Genomic DNA, 26,284 nt, shown 5'->3' with positions numbered 1-26,284 from the left:
GCATCCGGTGCGCTCGTCTAATCTGGCTAAGCTCGATTTTGGGGGCTATTTGTTTCAAAGATCCATTGGAGCGTTTATGCGGCTGGCCTTGGGGGCACTGCTGTTGATCAGCCAGAACGGAGCGGCCGCCGGTGCACCGTTGCGCTTTGTGGTGCCCGACAGTTGGGCGATGCCGATGGTGCAACTGGAACATGGCCAACCGACCCAGGGCATTCTGTACGACGTGATGCTCAGTCTCGCGACCCAGGTCGGCGTCCCGGCGGAATTTCACGTATTGCCTCGGGCGCGGGTGCAGAGCGCCATGGAGCACGGCGAGGTCGATATCCGCTGCTATGCCGCGCAGTCCTGGTTGCCGAACCAGTCCGGCGACTACATCTGGAGTATCCCGCTCTGGACCCAACCCGACATGCTGATCAGTCGCCCTCCCGGCCCCGCCTCGGTGAGTCCGGAGCATTTATCGCACCAGTCCATCGGCACGGTGCTCGGCTATAGCTATCCGACCCTGCAGCCGCTGTTCGATAGCAGCCAGTTGCACCGCGACGACGCTCGCAATCAGGAACAGGTGCTGCAAAAGCTCCAGGCGGGGCGCAATCGGTACGCCGTCAGCAATCAATGGTCGCTGGAGTGGTTCAATCAGCGCCTGTTGCCAGAGCAGCGACTGCAGAGTGTCGCGGTGCTGCAGGTACAGCACGTAGGCTGCTATGTGCGCAACGATCCCGACGTGCCGGTGCAACGGATCCTGCGCACCTTGCTGCGGATGAAAATGTCCGGCGAGATCGACGACATCATCGGGCTTTACATTGGCAGCAAGTCCGAAGCCAATCCCTGATCCCGGGCCGTTTCATCCATGAGCCGCCATTGCGCAGGCGCGACAAAACCCGCGACCCAGTCCGGTATGTCTGCGGGCGGCATCGGCCGGGCAATGAAATAGCCCTGCGCCACTTCGCAGCCCAACTGCAGCAACAACTCACCGTGCTCGACACTTTCCAGCCCTTCGGCAATGACCTGCCGACCAAACGCCCGCGCCAGGCCAATCACTGCGGACGTGAGGGCCAGGTCGTCGTGGTCATGCAATATGTCGCGCACAAAAGATTTATCGATCTTGATGGTTTGGGTGCGCAGGCGCTTGAGGTAGCTCAGGGATGAATAACCGGTACCGAAATCGCCCAATGAAAACTGCACCCCCATTGCCTGGCAGGCTCGCAGACAGTCACTGACGTGCTGAATGTTCTCGATGGCGACCGACTCGACGATTTCCAGGTCGAGTTTTTTCGGTGCGACCCGTGCGTAGCGCGAAAGCAGGTTTCCGAGCCGCTCGACAAAATCCGCTCGCTGAAAATGCCGCGCGGCGATATTGACGCTTACCGGCCAGTCATGCCCGGCCTGCTGCCAACGATCCAACTGAGACAACACCTGATCCATGACCCATTCACCGATATCGATAATAAGGTCTGTCTCTTCAACCAGCGCCAGAAACTCCTTCGCCGCCACCAGGCCATCCTGCGGATGCTCCCAGCGCAGCAGGGCTTCGAAACCCACGACCTCACCACGGCGCATATTGACCTTGGGCTGAAAATGCAGGCGCAGTTCATCGGCGGCCAGCGCCTGACGCACCCGTTCGACCGTCTGGTGCGTAGCCTTGCCTTCGCGATCCCGTGACACGTCAAACACATGAAAACGCTTGCGCCCGCTCTGCTTGGCTACGTACATGGCTTGATCGGCGTGGCGTAGCAGGGTTTCAGCGTCTTCGTTGTCGTGGGGGAACAGCGTGACGCCAATGCTGGCATACACATTGATGTCTTTGCCGTGCACCGAATACGGCACCGAGATCGTCCCCAGCACCCGGTTCAGCGCCGCACGCAGCTCCGCCAGATCGCGCACATAACGCAATATGAGCACGAATTCGTCACCGGCCAGCCGCGCCACCACATCCTCGCCGCGCACGATGTCGCGCAGACGTCTGGCCACTTCCACCAGCAACAGATCGCCACTGGCATGCCCGTAACTATCGTTGACGGCCTTGAAGCCATCGAGATCGAGCATGCATACCGCCAGCGGGATACTCTCCTGGCACGAGAATTCCAGCGCCTGATCCAGCAGTTCCGAGAGAAACACGCGATTGGGCAGCCCGGTCAGGACATCGTGCCCGACCCGCCATTGGAGGGAATGCAGCAACTGATGCTTCTCACTGATGTCAAAGCGTATGGAGACATAACGCTCGACCCGTCCGGTGACGCTGTCGAGCAAGGGCACCATGGAGCTTTCGACCCAATACAGGCTGCCGTCCTTGGCGCGATTGCAGATTACGCCCTTCCAGACGCCTCCCAAGGCGATGGTGCGCCACATTCCGGCAAAAAACTCAGTGGAGTGGATGCCGGAATTAAGCATGCGGTGGTTCTGCCCGAGCAGTTCCTCACGGCTGTAGCCGGAAATGGCGCAGAACTGATCGTTGACGTGGGTGATCCGGCCGGAAAGGTCGGTCTCGGAAAAGATAGCGGCGGCATCGACGGCCCTGCGGTATTTCTCATCCATGAGTCAGACTCGCTGTTGCTGGCGGTCGCCTGATTCAAGGACGCAACACCAACAAGGGTAAATTCGGCAGGTTTAGAGAGCTGGTTTAACAGGAACGCAACTGCCCGAGCGCGTGCCGTGCTGGCTTATTCACATTATTCAAATTTATGAAATCCGGTCACTGAAGCCCTGACTGGCGGGCAATTCTACGAAACACATCACATTTTGCAAAGCAAGGTGATGGATCAAGCAGTTGTCTAATGCAAAAATCTATCGTTAAGTTCTTGATTCTAAATGGGAATTGAGTAATGCAAATTTCAAGTTTGGGTCCAGCCATCCGGCGCTACCGCAAGGTCGCGGGGCTTACTCAGGCTGAACTTGGCGAAAGAACCGGTTTTGACCCCAAAACCATCAGCCGCTTCGAAACCGGCACCTATACCCCCAGCGTGGACGTTCTGTTCCAACTAGCCGATGTGCTGGGCGTGAAGCTGAAAGCCTTTTTCGCAGATTTGGGCGATGAAGATGAACAGCGGGCGTATCTGTTCGATGTCATTCATAAAGCAACCCCAAATGATCTGGGAAAGCTGATTGCAGCGGTTGACCAGGCCTTGTCCAAGCCTAATGGCAGAAAATGAAAAAGAGAGGCCGACCTGTCGCACTCGACAGGTTGGCCTCCTTTTTTGCACCTGAACCGCAAATCGCAGACGACAAAAAACCGCAATGGACAAGATCCATGGCAGCGCAATGAAGAGTGTGCTTGAACAGATAACGCGAGAGAGGGCTCGCGGTGCGTTATGGAGGCAACCCCACCAGCCACACCCCGGCACACAATGTTCCCGCTGTGGCTGCTTCCTTCCGGATCTGACCAGGTTCACGGGTAATCGTTGCGGGGGGACCGATGGGGTCACCATAACGACGCTCACCTGACGGCGAGCCGCGCCATTGTACCTATCTGCGGCGAAGTTACAACCGTTCGAGCGGATTAAAAAATATGAGCAGCGTCAAGGACATGCGACAACGATAAAAATCAGTCCATGCAGAAGCGAGCTTGCTTGCAAGAGACACTGACAATGACACGCGCTGCCTGGATTAACGCGTCGCCCTCACGCTCTTCGCGAGCGGGCTCGCGCCTACAGATCCTGCAGCACATCATCTGCCCTGCCGCCCTCCCGCTGGATGACCAGGTGAATGAAGTGCAGCTTGGTAATCACCGCCGACGGCAATACAAAAGGGTAAAAATCTGGCTGACCCATGCTGCGCGACAGCTCATTGAGCATGCCGGCCAGTTCGATCCATGCGTTAACGAAGGACAGGAACGCCTCGGCACCGGGATGCTGAGGATCATAAAGGGTGCTGGAAGGGAACGGCTGGTAGTCGAAATCCATTTCCCGGGCACTCATGCCAAAGCCCAGCGCCGTGTCCACCGCGTCCATCATGTGCAAGTAGTGAGCCCAGGTTTCCGCCCAGTCCTCCCAGGGGTGCATGGTGGCGTAGGCGCTGACGCAATGCTGCTGCCAGTCAAGCGGTGCGCCTTGTTGATAATGCCCCTCCAGGGCCTCGGCGTAGCTGGCGCGCTCATCACCGAACACATCGCGAAAGGCTTCGAGCCAATCACTGCGGGCGATCAACCGGTCCCAGTAGTAATGCCCGACTTCGTGACGAAAATGCCCGAGCAAGGTGCGATAGGGTTCGTGCATTTGCACGCGCACCCGTTCGCGATGGACGTCGTCGGCCTCATTGATATCCAGTGTGATCAAGCCGTTAGCGTGACCCGTGGTCGGCGGCTTGCCCTCGAGATCCATGCCGGTAAAGTCAAAGGCCAGGCCGGTGTCTTCGTCGACAGTTTTCGGGATGACCTGCAGCCCGAGGCTGACCAATTGTGCAATCAGGCGCCGCTTGGCGGTTTCGACCTTGTGCCAGCGCTCGTGGTTCTCGGCCATCGACAGATCGGGGATGGTGCGATTCAGGCTGCAGGCGATGCACAAGGCATCGTGGTCGTTGGCGGGCAACAGCCAGTTACAGGCTGCCGGGGAGTCGAGATTGGCACACCGGCGAAACACGCCCATGGCAGGGTCGACATCGAGCAACCAGGTATCGGATTGCCAGCCCGGTTGCAGCGAGGAGACACAGCTGAGCGACGGGTGATAACCCAACGCTGCCGAACAGGCCAGGCACTGGCTGTTGCGAAAGAACAATGATTGCCCGCAACGGCACGGCCAGACCTTGCCATTGCGTGAACTTTCGCCGATGACAGGCGCAGTGATGCGTGAGCTGAGCTGGTCGAAGTAGCGGTACATGGCGATCTCTCCCTGGGGCTTGCCAAGACTAGATCATGATTGGCCGTCGATCGTTCCCGCGACTTTCAACGGGGCTGATACCGATTCGCGGGCAGGCCGGCTCCTGCAGGGGCTGCGTCGTCCTTGCAGGAACTGGCTGGCCAGCGAATGGCGTCAGACCGAAATGCCGTGCCCACTCAGGAACCCGACAAACGCCTCTTCATCCAGCACCTTCAAGCCAAGCTCATTGGCCTTGGTCAATTTCGACCCTGCACCCGGCCCGGCGACCACGCAATGGGTCTTGGCCGATACCGAACCCGCCACCTTGGCACCAAGGCTTTCGAGTTTGTCCTTGGCCACGTCGCGACTCATCAGCTCCAGCGACCCCGTCAACACCCACGTCTGACCGGCCAGCGGCAAGCCTTCGACGACTTTTTTCTCGCTGTGCCAGTGCATGCCGAACTCAGCCAGCTGTTTTTCGGCAGCCTCGGCCAATTGACGATGTTCCTCGATCGCAAAAAACTCGCGGACCGAACTGGCCTGCTTCTCCGGCAACGCCTGTCGCATATCCAGCCAGTCGGCGGCGATGACCGCTTGCAGCGAACCGAACTTGTCGGCGAGTTTCTGCGCACCGCCCGGTCCGACCGAAGGAATGTTCAACTTGTCGAGGAAACCGCCCAGCGTGGTGCTGGCGGCAAATTCGGCGCCCAGTTCGCCCTGATCCTGTATCTGCAGCCCATGCTTGAGCAGATTGGCGATCACCTGCCGGTTATGCGCATCTTCGAAGAAGCTGTGGATCTCGTGGGCGACTTCCAGCCCGACATCCGGCAAGTACGTCAACACTTGCGGCAATGCCTGCTGTACCCGCTCCAGCGAACCCAGGGAGCGCGCCAAGACCTTGGCTGTCTCCTCGCCGACATCGGGAATCCCCAGGGCGTAAATGAAGCGTGCGAGGCCTGGCTTCTTGCTGTCTTCAATTGCAGCAAGCAGGTTTTTGCTCGACAGCTCGGCAAAGCCTTCCAGATCCACGATCTGCTCGAACGTCAGGGCGTACAGATCGGCGGGCGAACTCACCAGACCTTCATCCACCAGTTGCTCGACACTCTTCTCGCCCAGACCTTCGATATCCATCGCGCGACGGGAAACGAAGTGAATGATCGCCTGTTTGAGTTGCGCGCCGCAGGCCAGTCGACCGACACAGCGATACACCGCGCCTTCGCTGACAGTCTCGCGGCCCTTGCTGCGCTTGATCAGTTGCGTGCGCTCGACATGCGAGCCGCAGACCGGGCATTGCTCGGGAATATGCACCGGCCGCGCATCGTCCGGACGACGCTCGAGCACGACCTGAACCACTTGCGGAATCACGTCGCCAGCACGGCGGATGATCACCGTGTCGCCAATCATCAATCCCAGGCGCGCCACTTCATCCATGTTGTGCAACGTCGCGTTGGCCACGGTGACACCCGCCACCTTGACCGGCCTCAGGCGGGCCACGGGCGTGACGGCGCCGGTGCGCCCGACCTGGAATTCGACGTCGAGCAGCTCGGTCAACTCTTCCATGGCCGGAAACTTGTGGGCGATGGCCCAGCGCGGTTCGCGAGCGCGGAAACCCAGTTCGCGCTGGGCGGCAATGCTGTTGACCTTGAACACCACACCATCGATTTCGTAAGGCAGCGCGTTGCGCCGCTCACCGATGTCGCGGTAGTAATCCAGGCACTCGGCGATGCCGTTCGCCAGCTTGAGCTCGTGGCTGATCGGCAGGCCCCAGGCCTTGAGCTGTTGCAGGTTGCCGATATGCGTATCGGCGATATCGGCGGACACCTGGCCGATGCCGTAGCAGCAGAATTCCAGCGGCCGATTGGCCGTGATCTTCGAATCCAGCTGACGCAAGCTGCCCGCCGCGGCGTTGCGCGGGTTGGCGAAGGTCTTGCCGCCGACTTCCAGTTGCGTGGCGTTGAGCCGCTCGAAACCGGCCTTGGACATGAACACTTCGCCGCGCACTTCCAGTGTGGCCGGCCAACCGGTGCCGTGCAACTTGAGCGGAATGTTGCGCACAGTGCGCACGTTGACGCTGATGTCTTCGCCGGTGGTGCCGTCGCCGCGCGTTGCACCGCGCACCAGCATGCCGTCCTGATACAGCAAACTGACCGCCAGGCCATCGAGCTTTGGTTCGCAACTGTACTCGACCGTCGCACCGCCACCGAACAGATCACCGGCCGGCAGATCCAGCCCTTCGGTCACCCGGCGGTCGAACTCATACATGTCGGTTTCTTCGAAGGCGTTGCCGAGGCTGAGCATCGGCACTTCGTGGCGCACCTGAGTGAACGCCGACAGGGCCGCGCTGCCGACTCGCTGGGTAGGCGAGTCACTGGTGATCAGTTCCGGGTTGGCAGCTTCGAGCGCCTTGAGCTCGTTGAACAACCGATCGTATTCGGCGTCCGGAATGCTCGGCTCGTCCAGCACGTGATAGCGATAGTTGTGCTGATCCAGCTCGGCGCGCAGCTCTAGAATGCGGTTTTGGGCGGCAGTCATGGGTGTTCTCTCATAAAGCAAAAGAGCAGCCGAGGCTGCTCAATTTTCTGAATACAGTAGCTCAAGGCTATGGACAGTGCGGCAAGGAAGCTTGCTCCCTTGCCACGGCAAGCCCCTGTGCCACAGAAACCTGCCCGGCCATTGGATTAGCGCTTCTGGGTCAGGGCGCGACGTTCAAACTCAACGATACGCTGACGGTAGTGCTCGATGGTCTGGGCCGTCAGCACGCTGCGCTGGTCATCCTTCAGTTCACCGTTCAGTTCCTGAGACAGTTTGCGCGCCGCCGCCACCATCACGTCGAAGGCTTGCTTCGGATGACGTGGACCAGGCAAGCCCAGGAAGAAGCTCACCGCCGGGGTGCTGAAGTGGTCGATGTCGTCCAGATCGAAGACGCCCGGCTTCACCGCATTGGCCATGGAGAACAGGACTTCGCCGTTGCCCGCCATGCTTTCGTGACGGTGGAAGATGTCCATTTCGCCAAAACGCAGGCCGCTTTCCAGAATGTTCTGCAACAGGGCCGGGCCCTTGAAGCCAGCGGCGTCGCGGCAGATCACGCTGATCACCAGCACTTCTTCGGCTTGCGGATGATCCTTGTCGCTGACCGCAGGGGCTGCCTTGATGTCTTCGGCGAAATCGTCGTCGCGAGTGCTGAAGCTCGGGCCACCGTCCAGATCCAGACTGAGATTCATGTCGCCTTGCGAAGGTTCGCCATGACCGCGTTTGCCGCGCTTGGAACCCGACTCACGCGGTTCACGGGCCGGCATGCTCACCGACGGCAGATCGTGCTCGTCCAGTTGCGGCTCCTTGTGAGTGTCCAATACACGAGGCGGGCCCAACAGTTCGGCACTGGTGTCTTCATCCGGCAGATTGGACAGACTTCGATCAAGACGGAATTTCAGTTTTCCCTTGCCGCCGCGCATACGGCGCCAGCCATCAAAAAGAATACCGGCAATGACAATAATGCCGATGACGATCAGCCACTCGCGCAGACCGATTTCCATGTAATCCCGTGCCTCTATAAAAAATGCTGAAAAATAAGGGGTTTACAACCTGTAAACCGCTTTAAAACGTGGCGCCAACTCTATGTTCTGACAGGCGTTTTGCCCACGTACACGAAAAATTGACATTAAACTAGCACGACCAAAGGCAACTTTATAGGGCCGCGCAATCACAAGCATCAAGCTTCAAGCTGCAATCCGCCTCGCTTGCAGCTTGAAACCTGCAACTTGCGGCTGGCCTCAGGCCTCGACCATCGCCATCGCCTCCTCGACATCGACAGCCACCAGACGCGAGCAACCAGGCTCGTGCATCGTCACCCCCATCAGTTGATCGGCCATTTCCATGGCGATCTTGTTGTGGGTGATATAGATGAACTGCACGGTCTGCGACATCTCTTTGACCAGCCGTGCATAGCGTCCAACGTTCGCGTCATCCAGTGGTGCGTCAACTTCATCGAGCATGCAGAACGGCGCCGGGTTCAACTTGAAGATCGCAAAAACCAGGGCCAGTGCGGTCAGGGCTTTTTCGCCACCAGAGAGCAAATGGATGGTGCTGTTCTTCTTGCCAGGAGGCTGCGCCATGATCGTCACACCTGTATCGAGTAGATCTTCGCCCGTCAGTTCCAAATACGCGCGGCCTCCACCGAAAACTTTCGGGAAAAGTGCCTGTAAACCGCCATTGATCTGATCAAAGGTATCTTTGAAGCGGTTACGGGTTTCCTTGTCGATCTTGCGAATCACGTTCTCCAGCGTGTCGAGCGCTTCGACCAGATCATCGTTCTGCGCATCCAGATAACGTTTACGCTCCGATTGTTGCTGGTATTCGTCGATGGCCGCGAGGTTGATCGCACCCAGGCGTTGAATCCGCGCGGAGATGCGTTCGAGTTCTTCCTCGGCGTCCTTCTCGCTGGCTTCGGGTGTCAGCGTGGCGAGCACACCGTGCAAGTCGTAGCCGTCTTCCAGCAACTGGTCCTGCAATGCCTTGCGCCGCACGGTCAGGGCTTGCCATTCCATGCGCTGGGTCTCGAGCTGACTGCGAATCAGCTGGGACTGTTGTTCGGCCTGGGTCCGGCGCTTCTCGGCTTCGCGCAGTTCGCGGTCGGCATCCTCGAGAGCGATCTGCGCGGTCTTGAGTTCTTCGTCGACGGTCATGCGTTTGTCGAGCAGCTCTTCAAGTTTCAGGCGCAGCTCTTCCAGCGGCGCCTCGCCCTCCTCCAGATTGAGGCTCAACTGCTCGCGTTTTTCGGTCAGGCGCTCGGACTGCATTTCCAGTCGCTCCAGCGCCTGTCGCGTCGAATCGTGCTGGGCCTTGAGCGATCCAAGGCGCACCGCCAATTGATGAGCGTGATCCTTATGCTGGCGCGCTTCCTGGCGCACCCGGTCAAGACGCTCACGCAAGCTGTCGCGCTGGGCCAGCAGCAACTCGCGCTGCTCGGTGTCCAACGCCATGGCGTCGAGGGCTTCCTGCAATTGCAGGCGCGCTTCGCCGATGCTTTCGTGCTCCAGGGCCCGCTGTTCGCCCAACTCCTCGATTTCTTCATCAAGACGCGTGCGGCGCAAGGTCAACTGCTCGGCCTTGGCTTTTCCGGCCGACAACTGGGCTTTCAATTCGCCTTGTTGACGGGCCTCGTCTTGCAGCAATCGGCGCAAGTGTTCGCGTCCGTTCTCCTGCTGACGCTGTTGCGCCCGCAGGTTTTGCAATTCGGTTTCCAGGGTCTCGACCGCCGCTTCGCGCTCTTCGCGCTCCAGGCCCAGTGTCAGGATTTCCTGACCTCGAGCCAGCATGCCGCTTTCCGCTTCGCTGGCACGACGCACACGCAGGAAGTGCCGACCGACCCAATAACCGTCGCGGCTGATCAGGCTCTGGCCGACCGTTAACTGGCCACGCAAGGCCAGCGCCTGCTCCAGACTGTCGACCGGTTTGACCTGCCCCAGCCACGGCGACAGATCGATCTGCGCCTCGACCTTGTCGAGCAAACTGCCCGGCACCCGCACGCCATCGGTCGCGGGGCTGAGCAAACGCAGATCGCCCTGGACAAACCCGGACAAATCGAAATCGTTGAAATCATCCACCAGCACGGCTTGCAGGTCGGCCCCGAGCACGGTTTCCACCGCCAGTTCCCAACCTGCTTCAACCTTCAAGCCTTCGGCCAGGCGCGGGCGATCCGCCAGATGTTGATCACGCAACCACTCAGCGGTGCCGGTGCCCGGATCGAGGGCGGCTTGCTGCAAGGCTTCCAGGGAGGCCAGTCGACCATTGAGGCGCTGCAAATCGCCCTGGGCCTGCTGCTGCGCCGTCAGCGCTTGCTGCAATTGCTGACGCAGTTGCTCAAGCTTTTCGACCTGAGCTTCTTCACTGGTCTGCAAATCCTCAAGGGTCGCCTCGGATTCAGCGAGCTGTTCGCTGAGCGCCATGATCGCCGCGTCTTCCGGGTCCGCCGACAGCAAGGCGCGCTCTTCACCAAGGCGCTTCTGCCGATCGGCCAGACGCTCCAGGCTGGTTTCCAGCTGCTGGATTCGCGACTGCTGGACTTCGGCCTGACGTCGCGGTTCGGCGGCGGTGAGGTTGAACGTGTCCCACTGCTCCTGCCAGCCGTGCATGGTGGTTTCGGACTCTTCCAGCGCGGCGGCGGCCTCTTCGGCGGCGGCGCTGGTGACTTCCTGCTCGGGGGTGAGCATGTCCAGCTCTTCGCCGAGGGTCAGCAGCAAGGTGCGGTCGTGGCCCAGGTGAGATTCGGTCTCCAGGCGCGCGCGCTCGGCTTCTTTCAGATCGTCCTGCAGTTGGCGCAGACGCTGCTGACCGTGCTGGATGCTCTGCTCGACCCGGGCGATGTCGCCGCCGACCGAATAGAAGCGCCCCTGCACCAGATTGAAGCGCTCAGAGAGGTCGTGATGCCCGTCACGCAGGCGCTCGATGCTCGCGTCGGCATTGCGCTGCTCGGCGACCAGGGCCTCAAAGGAAATTTCCTGGGTGCCGATGATCGCTTCACGCTGGCCGACCTGGTCGTTCAGATCCTGCCAACGCAAGGCTGACAGTTGAGCCTTGAGCTGCCGCTCTTCGCCTTTGAATTCCTGATACTTCTTGGCGGCCTCGGCCTGACGGTGCAAGCGTTCGAGCTGGCGTTCAAGTTCTTCGCGCAGGTCGGTCAGGCGCGCAAGGTTTTCGTGGGTGCGACGGATACGGTTTTCGGTCTCGCGCCGGCGCTCCTTGTACTTGGAAATGCCCGCCGCTTCTTCGATGAAGTTGCGCAAGTCCTCGGGCTTGGACTCGATCAGCTTGGAGATCATCCCCTGCTCGATGATCGAATAGCTGCGCGGGCCCAGGCCGGTACCAAGGAATATGTCGGTGATGTCGCGACGCCGGCATTTGGTGCCGTTGAGATAATAGGTGGTCTGGCTGTCGCGGGTGACTTTGCGGCGAATGGAGATTTCCGCGTAGGCGGCGTATTCACCGAGCAGTGTGCCGTCGGAGTTGTCGAACACCAGCTCGATACTGGCCTGGCTCACTGGCTTGCGGCTGGTCGATCCGTTGAAGATGACGTCGGTCATCGACTCGCCGCGCAGGTTCTTGGCCGAGCTCTCGCCCATCACCCAGCGTACGGCGTCGATAATGTTCGACTTGCCGCAGCCATTGGGCCCGACGACCGCCGCCATGTTACTGGGGAAGTTCACCGTGGTCGGATCGACGAAGGACTTGAACCCCGCCAGCTTGATGCACTTGAGCCGCAAAATCAGGCGTCCGTCAGGGCGGAGATCACCAGATCGCAGCTGCGCTGGGCGTAAGCCGTCAGCACCAGGCGAATCTGCGCAAAGTCACGGGCGATCACGGCGGCAAGCAGGCGTTCGAACAGTTCCAGAAACTCGCTCATCGACGCTTTGCGCTGATCCAGGGCGAGGAAATAGGCACGGCTCATCGCCGGCTGCAGATTCTCGACGGTTTCCTGCAAGTACGGGTTGTCGGCAAACGGATACGCGGCGCGCATCACGCTGAAACTGTCATCGACGAAGCTGCGAATGTCCTGGCGCTCGAAATCGCTGTTCAGGCGCTGCTGGATCTGCACGAACGGCGCCAGGTCCGCCTGGACTTGCCAGCCATTGGCCACCGCATTGCCCAGCAGGATGTACATCTCGCTCATCAGCGTGCACAGGCTCTGCACCTTGTGCGCGGTGAGTTCGGTGACATGGGCGCCACGTCGCGGCAGGATCGCGATCAGATGACGGCGCTCAAGGATCAGCAGGGCCTCGCGAACCGAACCGCGACTGACGTTCAGGGCAAGCGTGACCTTCTGTTCCTGGATGCGCTCTCCGGGCTTCATTTCGCCGCGAATGATCCGTTCGGCGAGGTGGTGAGCGATTTGCTCGGCGAGGCTGTCCGGCGCCTTGAACGTCATGGTGGTCCCTTCAAACTCGTAGATCTGCACAAGCGGCGCAGTGTAGCGCAATTGATACGACAGGGCAGAGTGCCCGCCTGGTGGTTTTTGGCACGATTCGAGCAAAAAGCAGGCTATCCCGCGAGGGTCAATAATGAAGAAACCGGTTGTCGATCGACAAAGTGCATTTTCCTGACCTTTAAGTCAGAAAATCATTGACCGAAAAGTCAGACCTGCTAAATTCGGTTCAAGTCGGTTAACAACAATAATGAGTCTGCGAGGCCTTCCGTGATCCAGTTTTTACTAAACCAGGAACTCCGTAGCGAGCACGCCCTGGACCCGAACCTGACCGTGCTCAACTATCTGCGCGACCATGTGGGCAAACCCGGCACCAAAGAAGGCTGCGCCAGCGGTGACTGCGGCGCCTGCACAGTGGTGGTCGGCGAGTTGCAAACGGATGACGAGGGCCGCGAACACATTCGCTATCGCAGCCTTAATTCATGCCTGACCTTCGTGTCGTCCCTGCACGGCAAGCAATTGATCAGCGTCGAAGACCTCAAGCACAAAGGCGAGCTGCACAGCGTGCAGAAAGCCATGGTCGAGTGCCACGGCTCGCAGTGCGGCTTTTGCACGCCTGGCTTCGTCATGTCGCTGTTCGCCCTGCAAAAAAACAGCGACGAACCCGACGCCCATAAAGCCCACGAAGCCCTGGCCGGCAACCTCTGCCGCTGCACCGGCTATCGCCCGATTCTGGAAGCGGCCCAACAGTCCTGCTGCGGTAAACAGCCCGACCAGTTCGATGCCCGTGAAGCCGAAACCATTGCCCGCCTCAAAGCCATTGCCCCGACCGATATCGGCGAACTCAACAGTGGCGACAAACGTTGCCTGGTGCCGCTGACGGTGGCCGATCTGGCCGACCTCTACGATGCTTATCCACAGGCTCGCCTGCTGGCCGGCGGCACGGACCTGGCGCTGGAAGTCACCCAGTTCCACCGCACGCTGCCGGTGATGATCTACGTTGGCAACGTCGCCGAAATGAAACGCATCGAGCGCTTCGAGGATCGCCTGGAAATCGGCGCCGCCACGGCCCTCTCCGACTGCTACGACGCCTTGAAAGCCGAGTACCCGGACTTCGGCGAATTGCTGCAGCGTTTTGCCTCCTTGCAGATCCGCAACCAGGGCACCCTCGGCGGCAACATCGGCAACGCCTCGCCCATCGGTGACTCGCCTCCGCTGCTGATCGCCCTCGGCGCGCAAATCGTCCTGTGCAAGGGCGAAACCCGCCGCACCCTGGCGCTGGAGGATTACTTCATCGATTACCGCGTCACTGCCCGCCAGGAAAGCGAGTTCATCGAGAAGATCATCGTGCCGCGCGCCAGCGCCGAAAAACTGTTCCGCGCCTACAAAGTCTCCAAGCGCCTGGACGATGACATCTCGGCGGTGTGCGCCGCCTTCAACATTCGCCTGGAAAACGGCATGGTCGCCGAGGCACGCGTGGCCTTCGGCGGCATGGCAGCCATCCCGAAACGTGCCGCCGCGTGCGAAGCGGCGCTGCTGGGTGCGCCTTTCAATAACGCCACGGTCGAACGCGCCTGCGCGGCCCTGGCCGAAGACTTCACACCGCTCTCGGACTTCCGCGCCAGCAAGGAATATCGCCTGCTCAGTGCGCAGAACCTGCTGCGCAAATACTTCATCGAACTGCAAACACCGCACATCGAGACTCGGGTGACCGCTTATGTCTAATCATCACGCCGTAGAGAAGACCCAAGCCGAACTGGCTGAACTGTTCGCCAAGGACCTGACCACCGGTGTCGGCCGCAGCGTCAAGCATGACAGCGCCGCCAAGCATGTGTCCGGTGAAGCGCAGTACATCGACGATCGCCTGGAATTTCCGAACCAGCTGCACGTGTACGCCCGCCTGTCGGACCGCGCCCACGCGAAAATCATCCGCATCGACACCGCGCCTTGCTACGCCTTCGAAGGCGTGCGCATCGCCATCACCCATGAAGACGTGCCGGGCCTGAAAGACATCGGCCCGTTGTTGCCGGGCGACCCGCTGCTGGCGATCGACACGGTGCAGTTCGTCGGTCAACCCGTGGTCGCGGTTGCGGCGAAAGACCTGGAAACCGCGCGCAAGGCGGCGATGGCCGCGATCATTGAATACGAAGATCTCGAGCCAGTGCTGGATGTGGTCGAAGCCCTGCGCAAGCGTCACTTCGTACTCGACAGCCACACCCACCAACGCGGCGATTCAGCCACCGCGCTGGCCACCGCCGAACATCGCATCCAGGGCACGCTGCACATTGGCGGCCAGGAGCACTTCTACCTGGAAACCCAGATTTCTTCGGTGATGCCGACCGAAGACGGCGGCATGATCGTCTACTGCTCGACCCAGAACCCTACTGAAGTGCAGAAACTGGTGGCCGAAGTGCTGGATGTGTCGATGAACAAAATCGTCGTCGACATGCGCCGCATGGGCGGAGGTTTCGGCGGCAAGGAAACCCAGGCCGCGAGCCCGGCGTGCCTGTGCGCGGTGATCGCGCACCTGACCGGCCAGCCGACCAAGATGCGCCTGCCACGTGTCGAAGACATGCTGATGACCGGCAAGCGGCACCCGTTCTACGTCGAGTACGACGTCGGCTTCGACAGCACGGGCCGCCTGCACGGCATCGCCCTGGAACTGGCCGGCAACTGCGGTTGCTCGCCGGACCTGTCGGCCTCGATTGTCGACCGGGCGATGTTCCACTCCGACAACTCGTATTACCTGGGCGACGCGACCATCAACGGTCACCGCTGCAAGACCAACACCGCGTCGAACACCGCCTACCGTGGTTTCGGCGGCCCGCAAGGCATGGTGGCCATTGAAGAAGTGATGGACGCCATCGCCCGTCATCTGGCCCTCGATCCACTGACCGTGCGCAAGGCCAACTACTACGGCAAGACCGAGCGCAACGTCACCCACTACTACCAGACCGTCGAGCACAACATGCTCGAGGAAATGACCGCCGAACTGGAAGAAAGCAGCCAGTATGCCGAGCGCCGCGAAGCGATCCGTCGCTACAACGCCAACAGCCCGATCCTGAAAAAAGGCCTGGCGCTGACCCCAGTGAAATTCGGCATTTCCTTCACCGCCAGCTTCCTCAACCAGGCCGGCGCGCTGTTGCACGTCTACACCGACGGCAGCATTCACCTGAACCACGGCGGCACCGAGATGGGCCAGGGCCTGAACACCAAAGTCGCGCAGGTCGTGGCCGAAGTGTTCCAGGTGGAAATGGACCGCGTGCAGATCACCGCGACCAACACCGACAAAGTGCCGAACACCTCGCCAACCGCCGCCTCCAGTGGCGCCGACCTGAACGGCAAGGCTGCGCAGAACGCCGCCGAAACCATCAAGCAACGCCTGGTGGAATTCGCCGCGCGGCATTACAAGGTCAGCGAAGCAGACGTGGAATTCCACAACGGCCACGTGCGGGTTCGCGATCACATCCTGACCTTCGAGGCACTGATCCAGCAGGCGTATTTCGCCCAGGTGTCGCTGTCGAGTACCGGGTTCTACAAGACCCCGAAAATCTACTACGACCGCAGCCAGGCCCGTGGTCGTCCGTTCTACTACTTCGCCTTCGGCGCGGCGTGCTGCGAAGTGCTGGTCGACACCCTGACCGGCGAATACAAGATGTTGCGCACCGACATCCTGCACGACGTCGGCGCCTCGCTGAACCCGGCGATCGACATCGGTCAGGTCGAGGGCGGCTTCATCCAGGGCATGGGCTGGCTAACCATGGAAGAGCTGGTCTGGAACAACAAAGGCAAGCTGATGACCAACGGCCCGGCCAGCTACAAGATCCCGGCCGTGGCGGACATGCCGCTGGACCTGCGGGTGAAACTGGTGGAGAACCGCAAGAACCCGGAAGACACGGTGTTCCACTCCAAGGCCGTGGGCGAGCCGCCCTTCATGCTCGGTATCGCCGCGTGGTGTGCAATCAAGGACGCCGTGGCCAGCCTGGGCGACTACAAGCACCAACCGAAAATCGACGCACCGGCCACCCCGGAGCGCGTGTTGTGGGGCTGTGAGCAGATGCGCCAGCTGAAGGTGGCGAAGGCTGTCGAGGCTGAAACCGAGTTGGCTCCGCTCTAAGCCCGAGGCGCTGCCATCGCTGGCAAGCCAGCTCCCACAGGGGAATGCATTCCAATGTGGGAGCCAGCCTGCTGGCGATGAGGCCGGAACAGACAACAGAGATGTTGAGGTGAGACATGTACAACTGGATCGACGCCCTCGCCGACCTGCAAAACCGCGGTGAACCCTGCGTGTTGGTGACCATCATCGAAGAGCTCGGCTCGACGCCGCGCAACGCCGGCTCGAAGATGGTCATCAGTGCCAGCCAGACGTTCGACACCATCGGCGGCGGGCACCTGGAATACAAGGCCATGCAGATCGCCCGCGAGATGCTCGCCAGCGGCAAGCAAGACACCCATCTGGAGCGCTTCAGCCTCGGCGCCAGCCTGGGCCAGTGCTGCGGTGGTGCCACCGTATTGCTGTTCGAACCGATGGGCCAGGTCCAGGCGCAAATCGCCGTGTTCGGCGCCGGCCACGTCGGCCGCGCACTGGTGCCGCTCCTGGCCAGCCTGCCCTGCCGGGTGCGCTGGATCGACTCGCGGGAGGATGAGTTCCCGCAACAGATCCCCCACGGCGTGCGCAAGATTGTCAGTGAAGAACCGGTGGATGAAATCGATGACCTGCCCGCCGGCAGTTATTGCATCGTCATGACCCACAACCATCAGCTCGACCTCGAACTCACCGCCGCGATCCTCAAGCGCAATGACTTCGCCTACTTCGGCCTGATCGGCTCGAAGACCAAACGGGTGAAATTCGAACATCGCCTGCGTGATCGCGGTTTCGACAGCAACGTAGTGCAACGCATGCGCTGCCCGATGGGCATCGGCGAAGTCAAAGGCAAGTTGCCTGTGGAAATCGCCATCTCCATCGCCGGCGAAATCATCGCCACCTACAACGCCAACTTCGGCCAACAGACCGCCAGCGCCGAACCGATTGCCAAACTGCTGCCCGTGTCGCGCCGCAGTCAGGCCACAAAACTGAAAGCCTCAAATTGATGAGCTTCATAAATAGAGAATGACCATGCCTCTGACTCGCAAAGCCTACCGCGCCGCCATTCTGCACAGTATCGCCGACCCCGCTGAAGTGGGGATCGAAGCCTCCTACGAGTATTTCGAGGATGGCCTGCTGGTGGTCGATAACGGCAAAATCAGCGCACTGGGTCACGCCAGTGAACTGCTGCCGACCCTGCCGGCGGACATCGAAATCACCCACTACCAGGATTCGCTGATCACCCCGGGCTTCATCGACACCCACATCCACCTGCCGCAGACCGGCATGGTCGGAGCCTACGGCGAGCAACTGCTGGACTGGCTGAACACTTACACCTTCCCGTGCGAAAGCCAGTTCGCCGACAAGGCCCACGCCGACGAAGTCGCCGACATTTTCATCAAGGAACTGCTGCGCAACGGCACCACCACGGCGCTGGTGTTCGGCAGCGTGCATCCGCAGTCGGTGAACTCGTTCTTCGAAGCCGCCGAACAGCTGGACCTGCGGATGATCGCCGGCAAGGTGATGATGGACCGCAACGCCCCGGACTACCTGACCGACACCGCCGAGTCCAGCTACGTCGAAAGCAAGGCGCTGATCGAGCGCTGGCACGGCAAGGGCCGCCTGCACTACGCGGTGACCCCGCGCTTCGCCCCGACCAGCACCCCGGAACAACTGACCCTCGCCGGCCAGTTGCTCAGCGAGTACCCGGATCTGTACATGCAGACCCACATCAGTGAAAACCTCAAGGAAGTCGAGTGGGTCAAGGAATTGTTCCCGGAGCGCAAGGGCTACCTGGACGTCTACGATCACTACCAGTTGCTGGGCGAGCGCTCGGTATTCGCCCACGGCGTGCACCTGTGCGATGACGAGTGCGCGCGACTGGCCGAAACCGGGTCGGCGATTGCGTTCTGCCCGACGTCGAACTTCTTCCTGGGCAGTGGCCTGTTCAACCTGCCGATGGCCGAGAAACACAAGCTGAACGTCGGCCTGGGCACCGATGTGGGCGGCGGCACCAGTTTCTCGCTGCTGCAAACCCTGAACGAAGCGTACAAGGTCATGCAACTGCAAGGTGCGCGCCTGAGCCCGTTCAAGTCGCTGTACCTGGCGACCCTCGGCGGTGCCCGCGCCTTGCGCCTGGAAGACAAGATCGGCAACCTGCAGCCGGGCACGGACGCAGATTTCCTGGTGTTGGACTACAACGCCACGCCATTGCTGGGCTATCGCCTGAAGCAGGCCAACAACATTGCCGAGACACTGTTCGTGCTGATGACCCTCGGGGATGACAGGACCGTGCTGCAGACATACGCGGCAGGGAATCTGGTGCATCAGCGCTAGGTTTCACCGACATAAAAAATCCCCCGCCGCTTTTCAGCCCGGGGGATTTTTATTGCCTGTCAGTCCGTCATCGCTGGCAAGCCAGCTCCCACAGTGGCCGAGGTGAATTGCAAGTTTTTGTAAACACCGAAGATCATTGTGGGAGCTGGCTTGCCAGCGATAGAGGCGACGCGGTCCGTCAGATTTTCGCTGGTGAACGTCCCGGTTTCTTGGTCTGCAACAAATGCGAAAACACGGCGTGCAAGTCATCCGACGCACTTTCTTCGTCAAGGTTGAGCTTGCTGTCGATGTGATCCATGTGATGCATCATCAGGTCCACCGCCAGCTCACCGTTGCGCGCCTCGATGGCGTCGATCAACTGGGTGTGCTCGTCGTAGGAGCAGTGGGAACGGTTGCCGCTTTCGTATTGGGCGATGATCAGCGAAGTCTGGGACACCAGGCTGCGCTGGAAGCTGATCAGCGGCGCGTTTTTCGCCGCTTCGGCCAGTTTCAGGTGGAATTCGCCCGACAGGCGGATGCCCGCACCGCGATCGCCACGGGAGAAGCTGTCGCGCTCGTCGTTGACCATCTGACGCAATTCGGCGATCTGCTCGGCAGTGGCGTGCTGCACCGCCAGCTCGGTGATGGCGCGCTCTACCAGACGCCGGGCCATGAACACCTGGCGCGCCTCTTCGACACTCGGGCTGGCCACCACCGCGCCGCGATTCGGACGCAGCAGCACCACACCTTCATGAGCCAGGCGCGACAGCGCACGGCGAATGATGGTGCGGCTGACCCCGAAAATTTCCCCCAGCGCTTCTTCGCTCAACTTGGTGCCGGGCGCCAGACGCTGTTCGAGGATCGCCTCGAAGATATGCGCATAGACAATATCGTCCTGGGTACCGCTGCGGCCGGCTTTGCCTGCTCGCGGTTGTTTCTTGAGGGGCTGCAACTGTTCGTTCATGGGCACTCGAGTCGGGAGAACTGCGGCGAATTGACCGTGACTGTAATACGGCACAGTGGGTCGCTGGCAAGTATCGCGTAAAAAACGCTGTGATTGTACACAATGGATAGTGGCAACACGACTGTATGGCTGTTTGTTGCTTCCGCTGTATTGCAACGGTTGGTTACGTTTGAGTTTAGGCTTAATCGCAGAATCCGCCTTTTGCATAGAATTCTTGTGGGAGCGAGCCTGCTGGCTCCCACAAGGGAATTGTGGTGTGGCGGACATCTTTATCAGAACAGGGAACACCACCGTCATGAACGACGCCACACACACGCAACTGCGCCCATGGGCCGATACATCGCCTTCGGCCATCGTCGCCGGTTTCATCGCCATGATGACCGGCTATACCAGCTCCCTGGTGCTGATGTTCCAGGCCGGGCAAGCGGCCGGCCTGACCAGCGGGCAGATTTCGTCGTGGATCTGGGCGATTTCCATCGGCATGGCGGTGTGTTCCATCGGTCTGTCCCTGCGCTATCGCACGCCGATTACCATCGCCTGGTCGACCCCCGGGGCGGCGTTGCTGATCACCAGCCTTGGCGGCGTGAGCTATGGCGAAGCCATTGGTGCCTACATAACCTGCGCGGTACTGGTGACGATTTGCGGGCTGACCGGCAGCTTCGAGCGCCTGGTGAAAAAGATCCCGGCGTCGTTGGCCGCCGCGTTGCTGGCCGGGATTCTGTTCAAGATCGGCAGCGAGATTTTCGTCGCCGCGCAGCATCGCACGGCGCTGGTGCTGGGCATGTTCTTCACCTATCTGGTGGTTAAGCGCCTGTCGCCCCGTTATGCCGTGTTGGCCGCGCTGCTGATCGGTACTGCGTTGTCGGGGTTGATGGGGTTGCTGGATTTCAGCGGATTCCACCTGGAAGTGGCGACACCGGTCTGGACCACCCCGCACTTCTCCCTGGCCGCGACCATCAGCATCGGCATTCCGCTGTTCGTCGTGGCAATGACGTCGCAGAACATGCCCGGCATCGCCGTACTGCGCGCCGACGGCTACACCGTGCCGGCCTCACCGCTGATCACCACCACTGGCATCGCTTCCTTGCTGCTGGCACCCTTCGGCTCCCACGGGATCAACCTCGCCGCCATCAGCGCAGCGATCTGCACCGGGCCACACGCCCATGAGGACCGCAACAAGCGCTACACGGCAGCCGTTTGGTGCGGGGTTTTCTACGGGATCGCCGGGGTGTTCGGTGCGACGCTGGCCGCCCTGTTTGCCGCATTGCCCAAGGAACTGGTGCTGTCGATTGCCGCGCTGGCGTTGTTCGGCTCGATCATCAATGGTCTGAGCATCGCCATGAGTGAGGTCAAGGAACGGGAGGCGGCACTGATCACCTTCATGGTCACGGCATCGGGGCTGACGCTGTTTTCCATTGGCTCGGCATTTTGGGGGATTGTCGCGGGGGTGGTGACGCTGATGATTCTGAACTGGCGCAAGGCCCTGTAGGAGCGAGCTTGCTCGCGATGGTCGTCAACGATAACGCTGGAAACATGACGCCCCGCGAAGCTTTCAGGTCATCGCGACTCTTACAAAAAAAACGGCGACCCATGGGTCGCCGTTTTTCTGAACATCAAGCTACCGGATTGATCGGCTTTTCCGGGTACCAGACGTCGATCAGCGGGCTGACAGTCGCTTCGGTCAGTTCACTGCGGCCTTTCAGCCAGGCTTCAACAGCAGCACGCTGCTCTTCGGACACCGAGCCACGCTTCTGCAGGCATACCAGACCGAAGTCGTCGCCGCCAACATAGCCAAGACCGTTGGCTTCCATGGCTTCTTTGAGGAACGCGTCGAGGAAAGCATCAATGGCTTCATCAGCCAAATCTTCTTTGAAATCCAGGTTCAGTTCGAAACCCAGCTCTTGAAATTCATCGACGCACAGTTTTTTGCGCAGACGCTGGGAACGGTTAGTCGCCATTGGAACAATCCTCTTAAGTAATAACGGGCGGCACTTTAGCAGTTTAAGCGGCCGATTACTCGCCTCTGAACGGCGCCAGCCCTACCGCCCGGTAAAAAAATAGCGGATTAGAAGGGTCAGGCACGGCACAAGCCACGACACCTTGGGGCATAATGCCGACACTTTCATGACCACTGAGGGAATTTATCTTCATGCCCTCGTCTTTTCCCCTCGGCTGTAGGGTTTTATTTCAAATGATCAAATCGTTGCGTCCATTACTGCTGGCCGGCCTTCTCCTTCCCCTGGCCCTCCCTGTTTCCGCTGATCCCATCAATACCGCGTTATCGCCCAACGTTGAAAAGGCCCTAAAGGCCAGCAAATTGCAGGACAACGCCCTGTCGCTGGTGATGATTCCACTGACCGGCCCCGGCACCCCGACCGTTTTCAACGCCGATGTGTCGGTCAACCCGGCCTCGACCATGAAGCTGGTCACCACCTATGCGGCCCTGGAAATGCTCGGCCCGAACCATCAGTGGAAAACCGAGTTCTACACTGACGGCACCCTCAGCGGCGGCATCCTCAATGGCAACCTCTACCTCAAGGGTGGCGGCGATCCGAAGCTGAACATGGAAAAACTCTGGCTGCTGATGCGCGACCTGCGCGCCAATGGCGTCACCCAGGTCACCGGCGACCTGGTGCTGGACAAGAACTTTTTCGTGCAACCGCAACTGCCAGAGTTCAACGACGACGGTAATGACGAAAACAAGCCATTCCTGGTCAAGCCTGATGCACTGCTGGTCAACCTCAAGGCCCTGCGATTCGTCGCGCGCAACGACTCCGGCAAAGTGCTGGTTTCGGTGGAACCGCCAATTGCCAGCATCCGCATCGACAATCAGGTCAAGGCCATCAATTCCAAGCAATGCACTGGCGGCGTGCGCTACAACCCGGTGCCCCAGGCCGATGGCAGCGTGACCGTGACCGTGGGTGGCCAACTGGGCGAAGGCTGCAGCTCGCAGACTTATCTGTCGCTGCTCGATCACGCGACCTACACCGCTGGCGCCGTGCGCGCGATCTGGAAAGAACTGGGTGGCAGCATTCAGGGCAGGGATGTCCTGGCACCAACGCCCAAGGATGCCAAGGTGCTGGCACGGGCATTCTCGCCGGACCTGGCGGAGATCATCCGCGACATCAATAAATACAGTAACAACACCATGGCTCAGCAGCTGTTCCTGAGCCTGGGCCAGAAATTCCGCACCGACGCCGATGCCGACGATGCCAAGGCTGCCCAGCGCGTGGTACGTCAGTGGCTGGCGAGGAAAGGCATCACCGCGCCGCACCTGGTGATGGAGAACGGCTCCGGTCTGTCACGCGCCGAGCGGGTCAGCGCCCGGGAAATGGCGTCAATGCTGCAAGCCGCGTGGCACAGCCCTTACGCCGCCGAGTACATCAGTTCGATGCCGATTGCCGGCACCGACGGCACCATGCGCAAACGCCTGAAAACCACCGCGATGCGCGGTGAAGCCCACGTCAAGACCGGCACCCTGAACACAGTGCGCGCGATCGCCGGCTTCAGCCGCGATATCAATGGCAATACCTGGGCGGTGGTGGCGATCCTCAACGACAAGGCTCCGTTCGGTGCCTCGTCGGTGCTCGATCAGGTACTGCTGGACCTGTACCGCCAGCCGAAAGTGGCGCAGACCGCTTCGGTTCTGTAAGACACGGCAAAACCCGTGTAGGAACCAGCCTGCTGGCGATGGTGTGTCAGTCTACAACTCTGTAGCTGATGCACCATCGCCAGCAGGCTGGCTCCTACAGGGATTGCGTCGGTCAGTCCGCCTCGCCCTGCACCCGATCCCGACCTTCAAGCTTTGCCACATAGACCCCCGAGTCCGCCCGCAGCAACAGCGCATCCGCGCCCTCACCCACCCGCCAGCTGGCAATCCCGAAACTCGCCGTGACGACCCCCACGCCATCGATCGGTGCACTGCGCAAGCTTTGCCACAACTCCACCGCCAGCAAATAGGCCTGTGCGCTGCCAATATCCGGGCAAAGCACCATGAACTCCTCGCCACCCAGTCGACAGAACACATCCGTGCGACGCAGCCGCTGGCCGATGCGCTCGCACACGGCCTGCAATACCCGGTCGCCCACCGCGTGACCATATTGGTCATTGATGCGCTTGAAGTGGTCGATGTCGAGCATGATCACCGAAAGTTCTCCACTGCCGCGCTCGACCCGGGCCATCTCGCTGGTCAGGCGTTCCTGGAAATAGCGGCGGTTGTGGATACCGGTCAGGGAGTCGGTGACCGACAGCGCCCGAAGCTCCTCCTCCACCCGTTTCAAATCGGAAATGTCCGAGATATAGCCATGCCAGAGTACGCCACCGCCGGGCAGTTCCTCCGGGGTCGCCTCGCCGCGCACCCAGCGCAGGCCACGCTGGGGAAGCTGCACCCGGTACTCTTCACGCCAGGGGCTGAGGGTGTCGGCAGAGGCGCGTATCGACGCACGAACCCGAGTGGTGTCCTGGGGGTGAATCCGCGTGAACATCGCTTCGGCGTTGAGCAACAGAACGTCCGGATCGAGCTCGTAGATCTCGCGGATACCGTCGCTGGCGTAAATCACACTGAAGCGTCCGTCGAACTCCATCTTGAACTGGTAGATCCCGCCGGGGACATGGGCGCTGAGTTTCTTCAACAGCAAGTCGCGAGCGGCCAGCGCCTCATGCACGCGTTTGCGTTCAGTGATGTCGATGCAAATGGCCAGGTGTCCGACCCACAAACCCTGCTCGTCGAGCACCGGGGTCGCCAGCATGTTGACCATCAAATAGCTGCCATCGCCACGCACCAGCGTCCATTCCCGCCCTTCATGGCCGCCCTCCACACTGCCTTCCACGCTGCCCTCGACCAGCATCGCCTGGCAGGTCGGCACCGGTTTGCCATAACGCGCACTCAACTCTGCCGAACGTGCAGCGAGCTCGCGGGGCAGGTGCAGGTTTTCCAGGGTCATGTGCCCCACCACTTCGGCAGCGCGGTAGCCGAGCATCTGTTCGGCGCCGGCATTGAAGGTGCTGATGACCCCACGCAAGTCCGTGGCGATGATCGCTACCTGGGTCGCGGCATTCAACACGCCGCGCAGCTGGCCGTGGGTGCCGCGTAATTCCTGCTCGCGAGCGCGCAGTTCCTCGGTCCGCTGATCGACCAGCTTCAACGCGCGCTGACGCTGACTGACCAGCACATAAAGCAAGGCACTGAGCAACACACTGAGCAAACCGCCGAGCACCACCAACGAGGTCACCGACGAATGGTTGGCCTGCAGGAAGGCCTCGCTGGGCTGGATATCAACCTGATAATCATGATCAGCCAGGCGCACCAGGCGAGTCGACGACAGTTCACTGAGGGCCGGTGCATTGGGTGACTCAAACAGCACTTCGTGCTGATCGTCTGTGGATAAGTCGAGAATGCGTACCGAGAGATAGTCACGCCCGGCCTCTGGCAACCCGTCGGCCAGCAACTGGCGCATGCTGATCACCGCCATGACATAACCAAAGGGTTTGTTCTTCGCTGCATCGGGGTCATCGCGCGACATGACAGGCGCGACCAGCAGCACGCCCCGCGCATAAGCCGGCTCGATACTGACCAGATGCATCGGTTGCGACACAGCCATGCCCCGATGCTGGTCGGCCCGTTCCAGGGTTGCGCGCCGCAAGGGCTGGGCCAGCAAGTCGTAGCCAAGCGGCGACCCAAGTTTGCTTTGTGTCTGGCTGTACAGTACCGGCACGTACTCATCACGCTCGCCGGCCAGTTGCAGTTGGCCGTCGGCGGTGAGCTCACGCACTGTGAAATTCGTCAGGCCCTCATCCCGCACCCGACGCTCGAACGCCGCCCGCTGATCGCCACTGATGCGTTCGGCGAACGAATAGGCTTGGGTACGGCGTAACAGAGGCTGTGTATAGCCGTTGAATTCTTCACGGGAGATTGCATCGGAATTGGCAAAGAACCGGCGCAGGCCATCGAGGCGCTGCTCCTGGTCTTCAAAACGTTCTTCGATACGGCTGTAACGCTCACTGGCCAGCAGTTGGAAACGTTGCCGCAGTTGATGGTGAAACAGGTTCAGGGTCGACCAGGCGAGCAACCCGGTGAGGACCCCGCCGACGAGCAATACCAGCAGCGCGACCAGCCAGGCCGACACGTCTTCGCTGATAAAACCCAGGATCTTTGGGCGCACGGCGTGCAACGACATAAACGCAACTCAAAACGCCAGGTGCAGGAAAGCCCTTTG

General features: G+C 60.5%; 17 protein-coding genes and 1 other RNA gene. 8 read left to right on the top strand and 10 right to left on the bottom strand.

Annotation, left to right across the window (positions count from 1 at the left end; genetic code table 11):
- Nucleotides 1-76 precede the first annotated feature (76 nt).
- Nucleotides 77-829 (top strand): substrate-binding periplasmic protein, encoded by a 753-nt coding sequence (locus tag ACX3YD_RS08350; protein WP_458959645.1) that lies wholly within the window; start codon nucleotides 77-79, stop codon nucleotides 827-829.
- Here the strand turns inward: ACX3YD_RS08350 and ACX3YD_RS08345 are convergent.
- On the bottom strand, nucleotides 796-2,532 hold the full coding sequence (locus ACX3YD_RS08345; protein ID WP_458959644.1) for a putative bifunctional diguanylate cyclase/phosphodiesterase: 1,737 nt from the start codon (nucleotides 2,530-2,532) through the stop codon (nucleotides 796-798). The genes ACX3YD_RS08350 and ACX3YD_RS08345 overlap by 34 nt on opposite strands.
- 287 nt (nucleotides 2,533-2,819) lie before the next feature.
- Here ACX3YD_RS08345 and ACX3YD_RS08340 point away from each other — a divergent pair, with 287 nt between their 5' ends.
- Nucleotides 2,820-3,146 (top strand): helix-turn-helix domain-containing protein, encoded by a 327-nt coding sequence (locus tag ACX3YD_RS08340; RefSeq protein ID WP_047531444.1) that lies wholly within the window; start codon nucleotides 2,820-2,822, stop codon nucleotides 3,144-3,146.
- A 169-nt stretch (nucleotides 3,147-3,315) separates the two neighbouring features.
- Here ACX3YD_RS08340 and ffs read toward each other — a convergent pair.
- From ffs to ACX3YD_RS08310, 6 genes are all read right to left on the bottom strand, one after another.
- An RNA gene (gene ffs / locus ACX3YD_RS08335) (signal recognition particle sRNA small type) lies at nucleotides 3,316-3,412 on the bottom strand.
- Between the two features lie 229 nt (nucleotides 3,413-3,641).
- Nucleotides 3,642-4,808 carry a zinc-binding metallopeptidase family protein gene (locus tag ACX3YD_RS08330; RefSeq protein ID WP_458959643.1) on the bottom strand — a complete coding sequence of 389 codons (1,167 nt, stop codon included), beginning with the start codon at nucleotides 4,806-4,808 and terminating at the stop codon, nucleotides 3,642-3,644.
- Between the two features lie 153 nt (nucleotides 4,809-4,961).
- Nucleotides 4,962-7,319: an NAD-dependent DNA ligase LigA gene (gene ligA, locus ACX3YD_RS08325; protein WP_458959642.1), complete on the bottom strand. Its 2,358-nt coding sequence runs from the start codon at nucleotides 7,317-7,319 to the stop codon at nucleotides 4,962-4,964.
- A gap of 146 nt (nucleotides 7,320-7,465) precedes the next feature.
- Nucleotides 7,466-8,320, bottom strand: coding sequence for a cell division protein ZipA (gene zipA / locus ACX3YD_RS08320; RefSeq protein ID WP_047531450.1), 855 nt, complete (start codon nucleotides 8,318-8,320; stop codon nucleotides 7,466-7,468).
- Nucleotides 8,321-8,557: 237 nt separating this feature from the next.
- Nucleotides 8,558-12,046: a chromosome segregation protein SMC gene (gene smc, locus ACX3YD_RS08315; protein ID WP_458959641.1), complete on the bottom strand. Its 3,489-nt coding sequence runs from the start codon at nucleotides 12,044-12,046 to the stop codon at nucleotides 8,558-8,560.
- A gap of 2 nt (nucleotides 12,047-12,048) precedes the next feature.
- The gene (locus ACX3YD_RS08310; RefSeq protein WP_458959640.1) at nucleotides 12,049-12,708 is read right to left on the bottom strand and encodes a GntR family transcriptional regulator; all 660 of its coding nucleotides are present in this window, start codon (nucleotides 12,706-12,708) and stop codon (nucleotides 12,049-12,051) included.
- Nucleotides 12,709-12,975: 267 nt separating this feature from the next.
- On the opposite strand from ACX3YD_RS08310, the gene xdhA reads away from it, so the two are divergent.
- The 4 genes from xdhA (at nucleotide 12,976) to guaD (ending at nucleotide 19,126) form a co-directional block, all read left to right on the top strand.
- Entirely contained in the window at nucleotides 12,976-14,430 is a 1,455-nt protein-coding gene (gene xdhA / locus ACX3YD_RS08305; RefSeq protein ID WP_458959639.1) for a xanthine dehydrogenase small subunit, read from the top strand.
- A complete protein-coding gene (gene xdhB / locus ACX3YD_RS08300) occupies nucleotides 14,423-16,822 on the top strand; it encodes a xanthine dehydrogenase molybdopterin binding subunit (protein WP_458959638.1) in 2,400 nt (799 codons plus the stop codon). The genes xdhA and xdhB overlap by 8 nt, the downstream gene beginning before the upstream one ends.
- 116 nt (nucleotides 16,823-16,938) lie before the next feature.
- Nucleotides 16,939-17,796, top strand: coding sequence for a xanthine dehydrogenase accessory protein XdhC (gene xdhC, locus ACX3YD_RS08295; RefSeq protein WP_103402634.1), 858 nt, complete (start codon nucleotides 16,939-16,941; stop codon nucleotides 17,794-17,796).
- A 25-nt stretch (nucleotides 17,797-17,821) separates the two neighbouring features.
- Nucleotides 17,822-19,126 (top strand): guanine deaminase, encoded by a 1,305-nt coding sequence (gene guaD / locus ACX3YD_RS08290; protein WP_458959637.1) that lies wholly within the window; start codon nucleotides 17,822-17,824, stop codon nucleotides 19,124-19,126.
- 178 nt (nucleotides 19,127-19,304) lie between these two features.
- Here the strand turns inward: guaD and ACX3YD_RS08285 are convergent, their stop codons facing one another.
- Complete coding sequence (locus ACX3YD_RS08285) at nucleotides 19,305-20,069, bottom strand: GntR family transcriptional regulator (protein WP_047531465.1); 765 nt, start codon at nucleotides 20,067-20,069, stop codon at nucleotides 19,305-19,307.
- 295 nt (nucleotides 20,070-20,364) lie between these two features.
- On the opposite strand from ACX3YD_RS08285, the gene ACX3YD_RS08280 reads away from it, so the two are divergent.
- Nucleotides 20,365-21,558, top strand: a complete 1,194-nt coding sequence (locus tag ACX3YD_RS08280) for a benzoate/H(+) symporter BenE family transporter (RefSeq protein ID WP_103402632.1) — start codon at nucleotides 20,365-20,367, stop codon at nucleotides 21,556-21,558.
- A 124-nt stretch (nucleotides 21,559-21,682) separates the two neighbouring features.
- Here the strand turns inward: ACX3YD_RS08280 and ACX3YD_RS08275 are convergent, their stop codons facing one another.
- Nucleotides 21,683-22,027: a YggL family protein gene (locus ACX3YD_RS08275; protein WP_007896965.1), complete on the bottom strand. Its 345-nt coding sequence runs from the start codon at nucleotides 22,025-22,027 to the stop codon at nucleotides 21,683-21,685.
- Between the two features lie 233 nt (nucleotides 22,028-22,260).
- Between ACX3YD_RS08275 and dacB the strand changes: the two genes are divergently transcribed.
- Nucleotides 22,261-23,721 (top strand): D-alanyl-D-alanine carboxypeptidase/D-alanyl-D-alanine endopeptidase, encoded by a 1,461-nt coding sequence (gene dacB, locus ACX3YD_RS08270; RefSeq protein ID WP_103402631.1) that lies wholly within the window; start codon nucleotides 22,261-22,263, stop codon nucleotides 23,719-23,721.
- A 112-nt stretch (nucleotides 23,722-23,833) separates the two neighbouring features.
- On the opposite strand, the gene ACX3YD_RS08265 is transcribed toward dacB, so the two are convergent.
- Nucleotides 23,834-26,245, bottom strand: coding sequence for a sensor domain-containing diguanylate cyclase (locus tag ACX3YD_RS08265; RefSeq protein WP_103402630.1), 2,412 nt, complete (start codon nucleotides 26,243-26,245; stop codon nucleotides 23,834-23,836).
- Nucleotides 26,246-26,284: the final 39 nt, after the last annotated feature.

Source organism: Pseudomonas fluorescens group sp. PF-1, from assembly GCF_054481335.1.
This window is presented reverse-complemented; position numbering and strand designations above follow the sequence as displayed.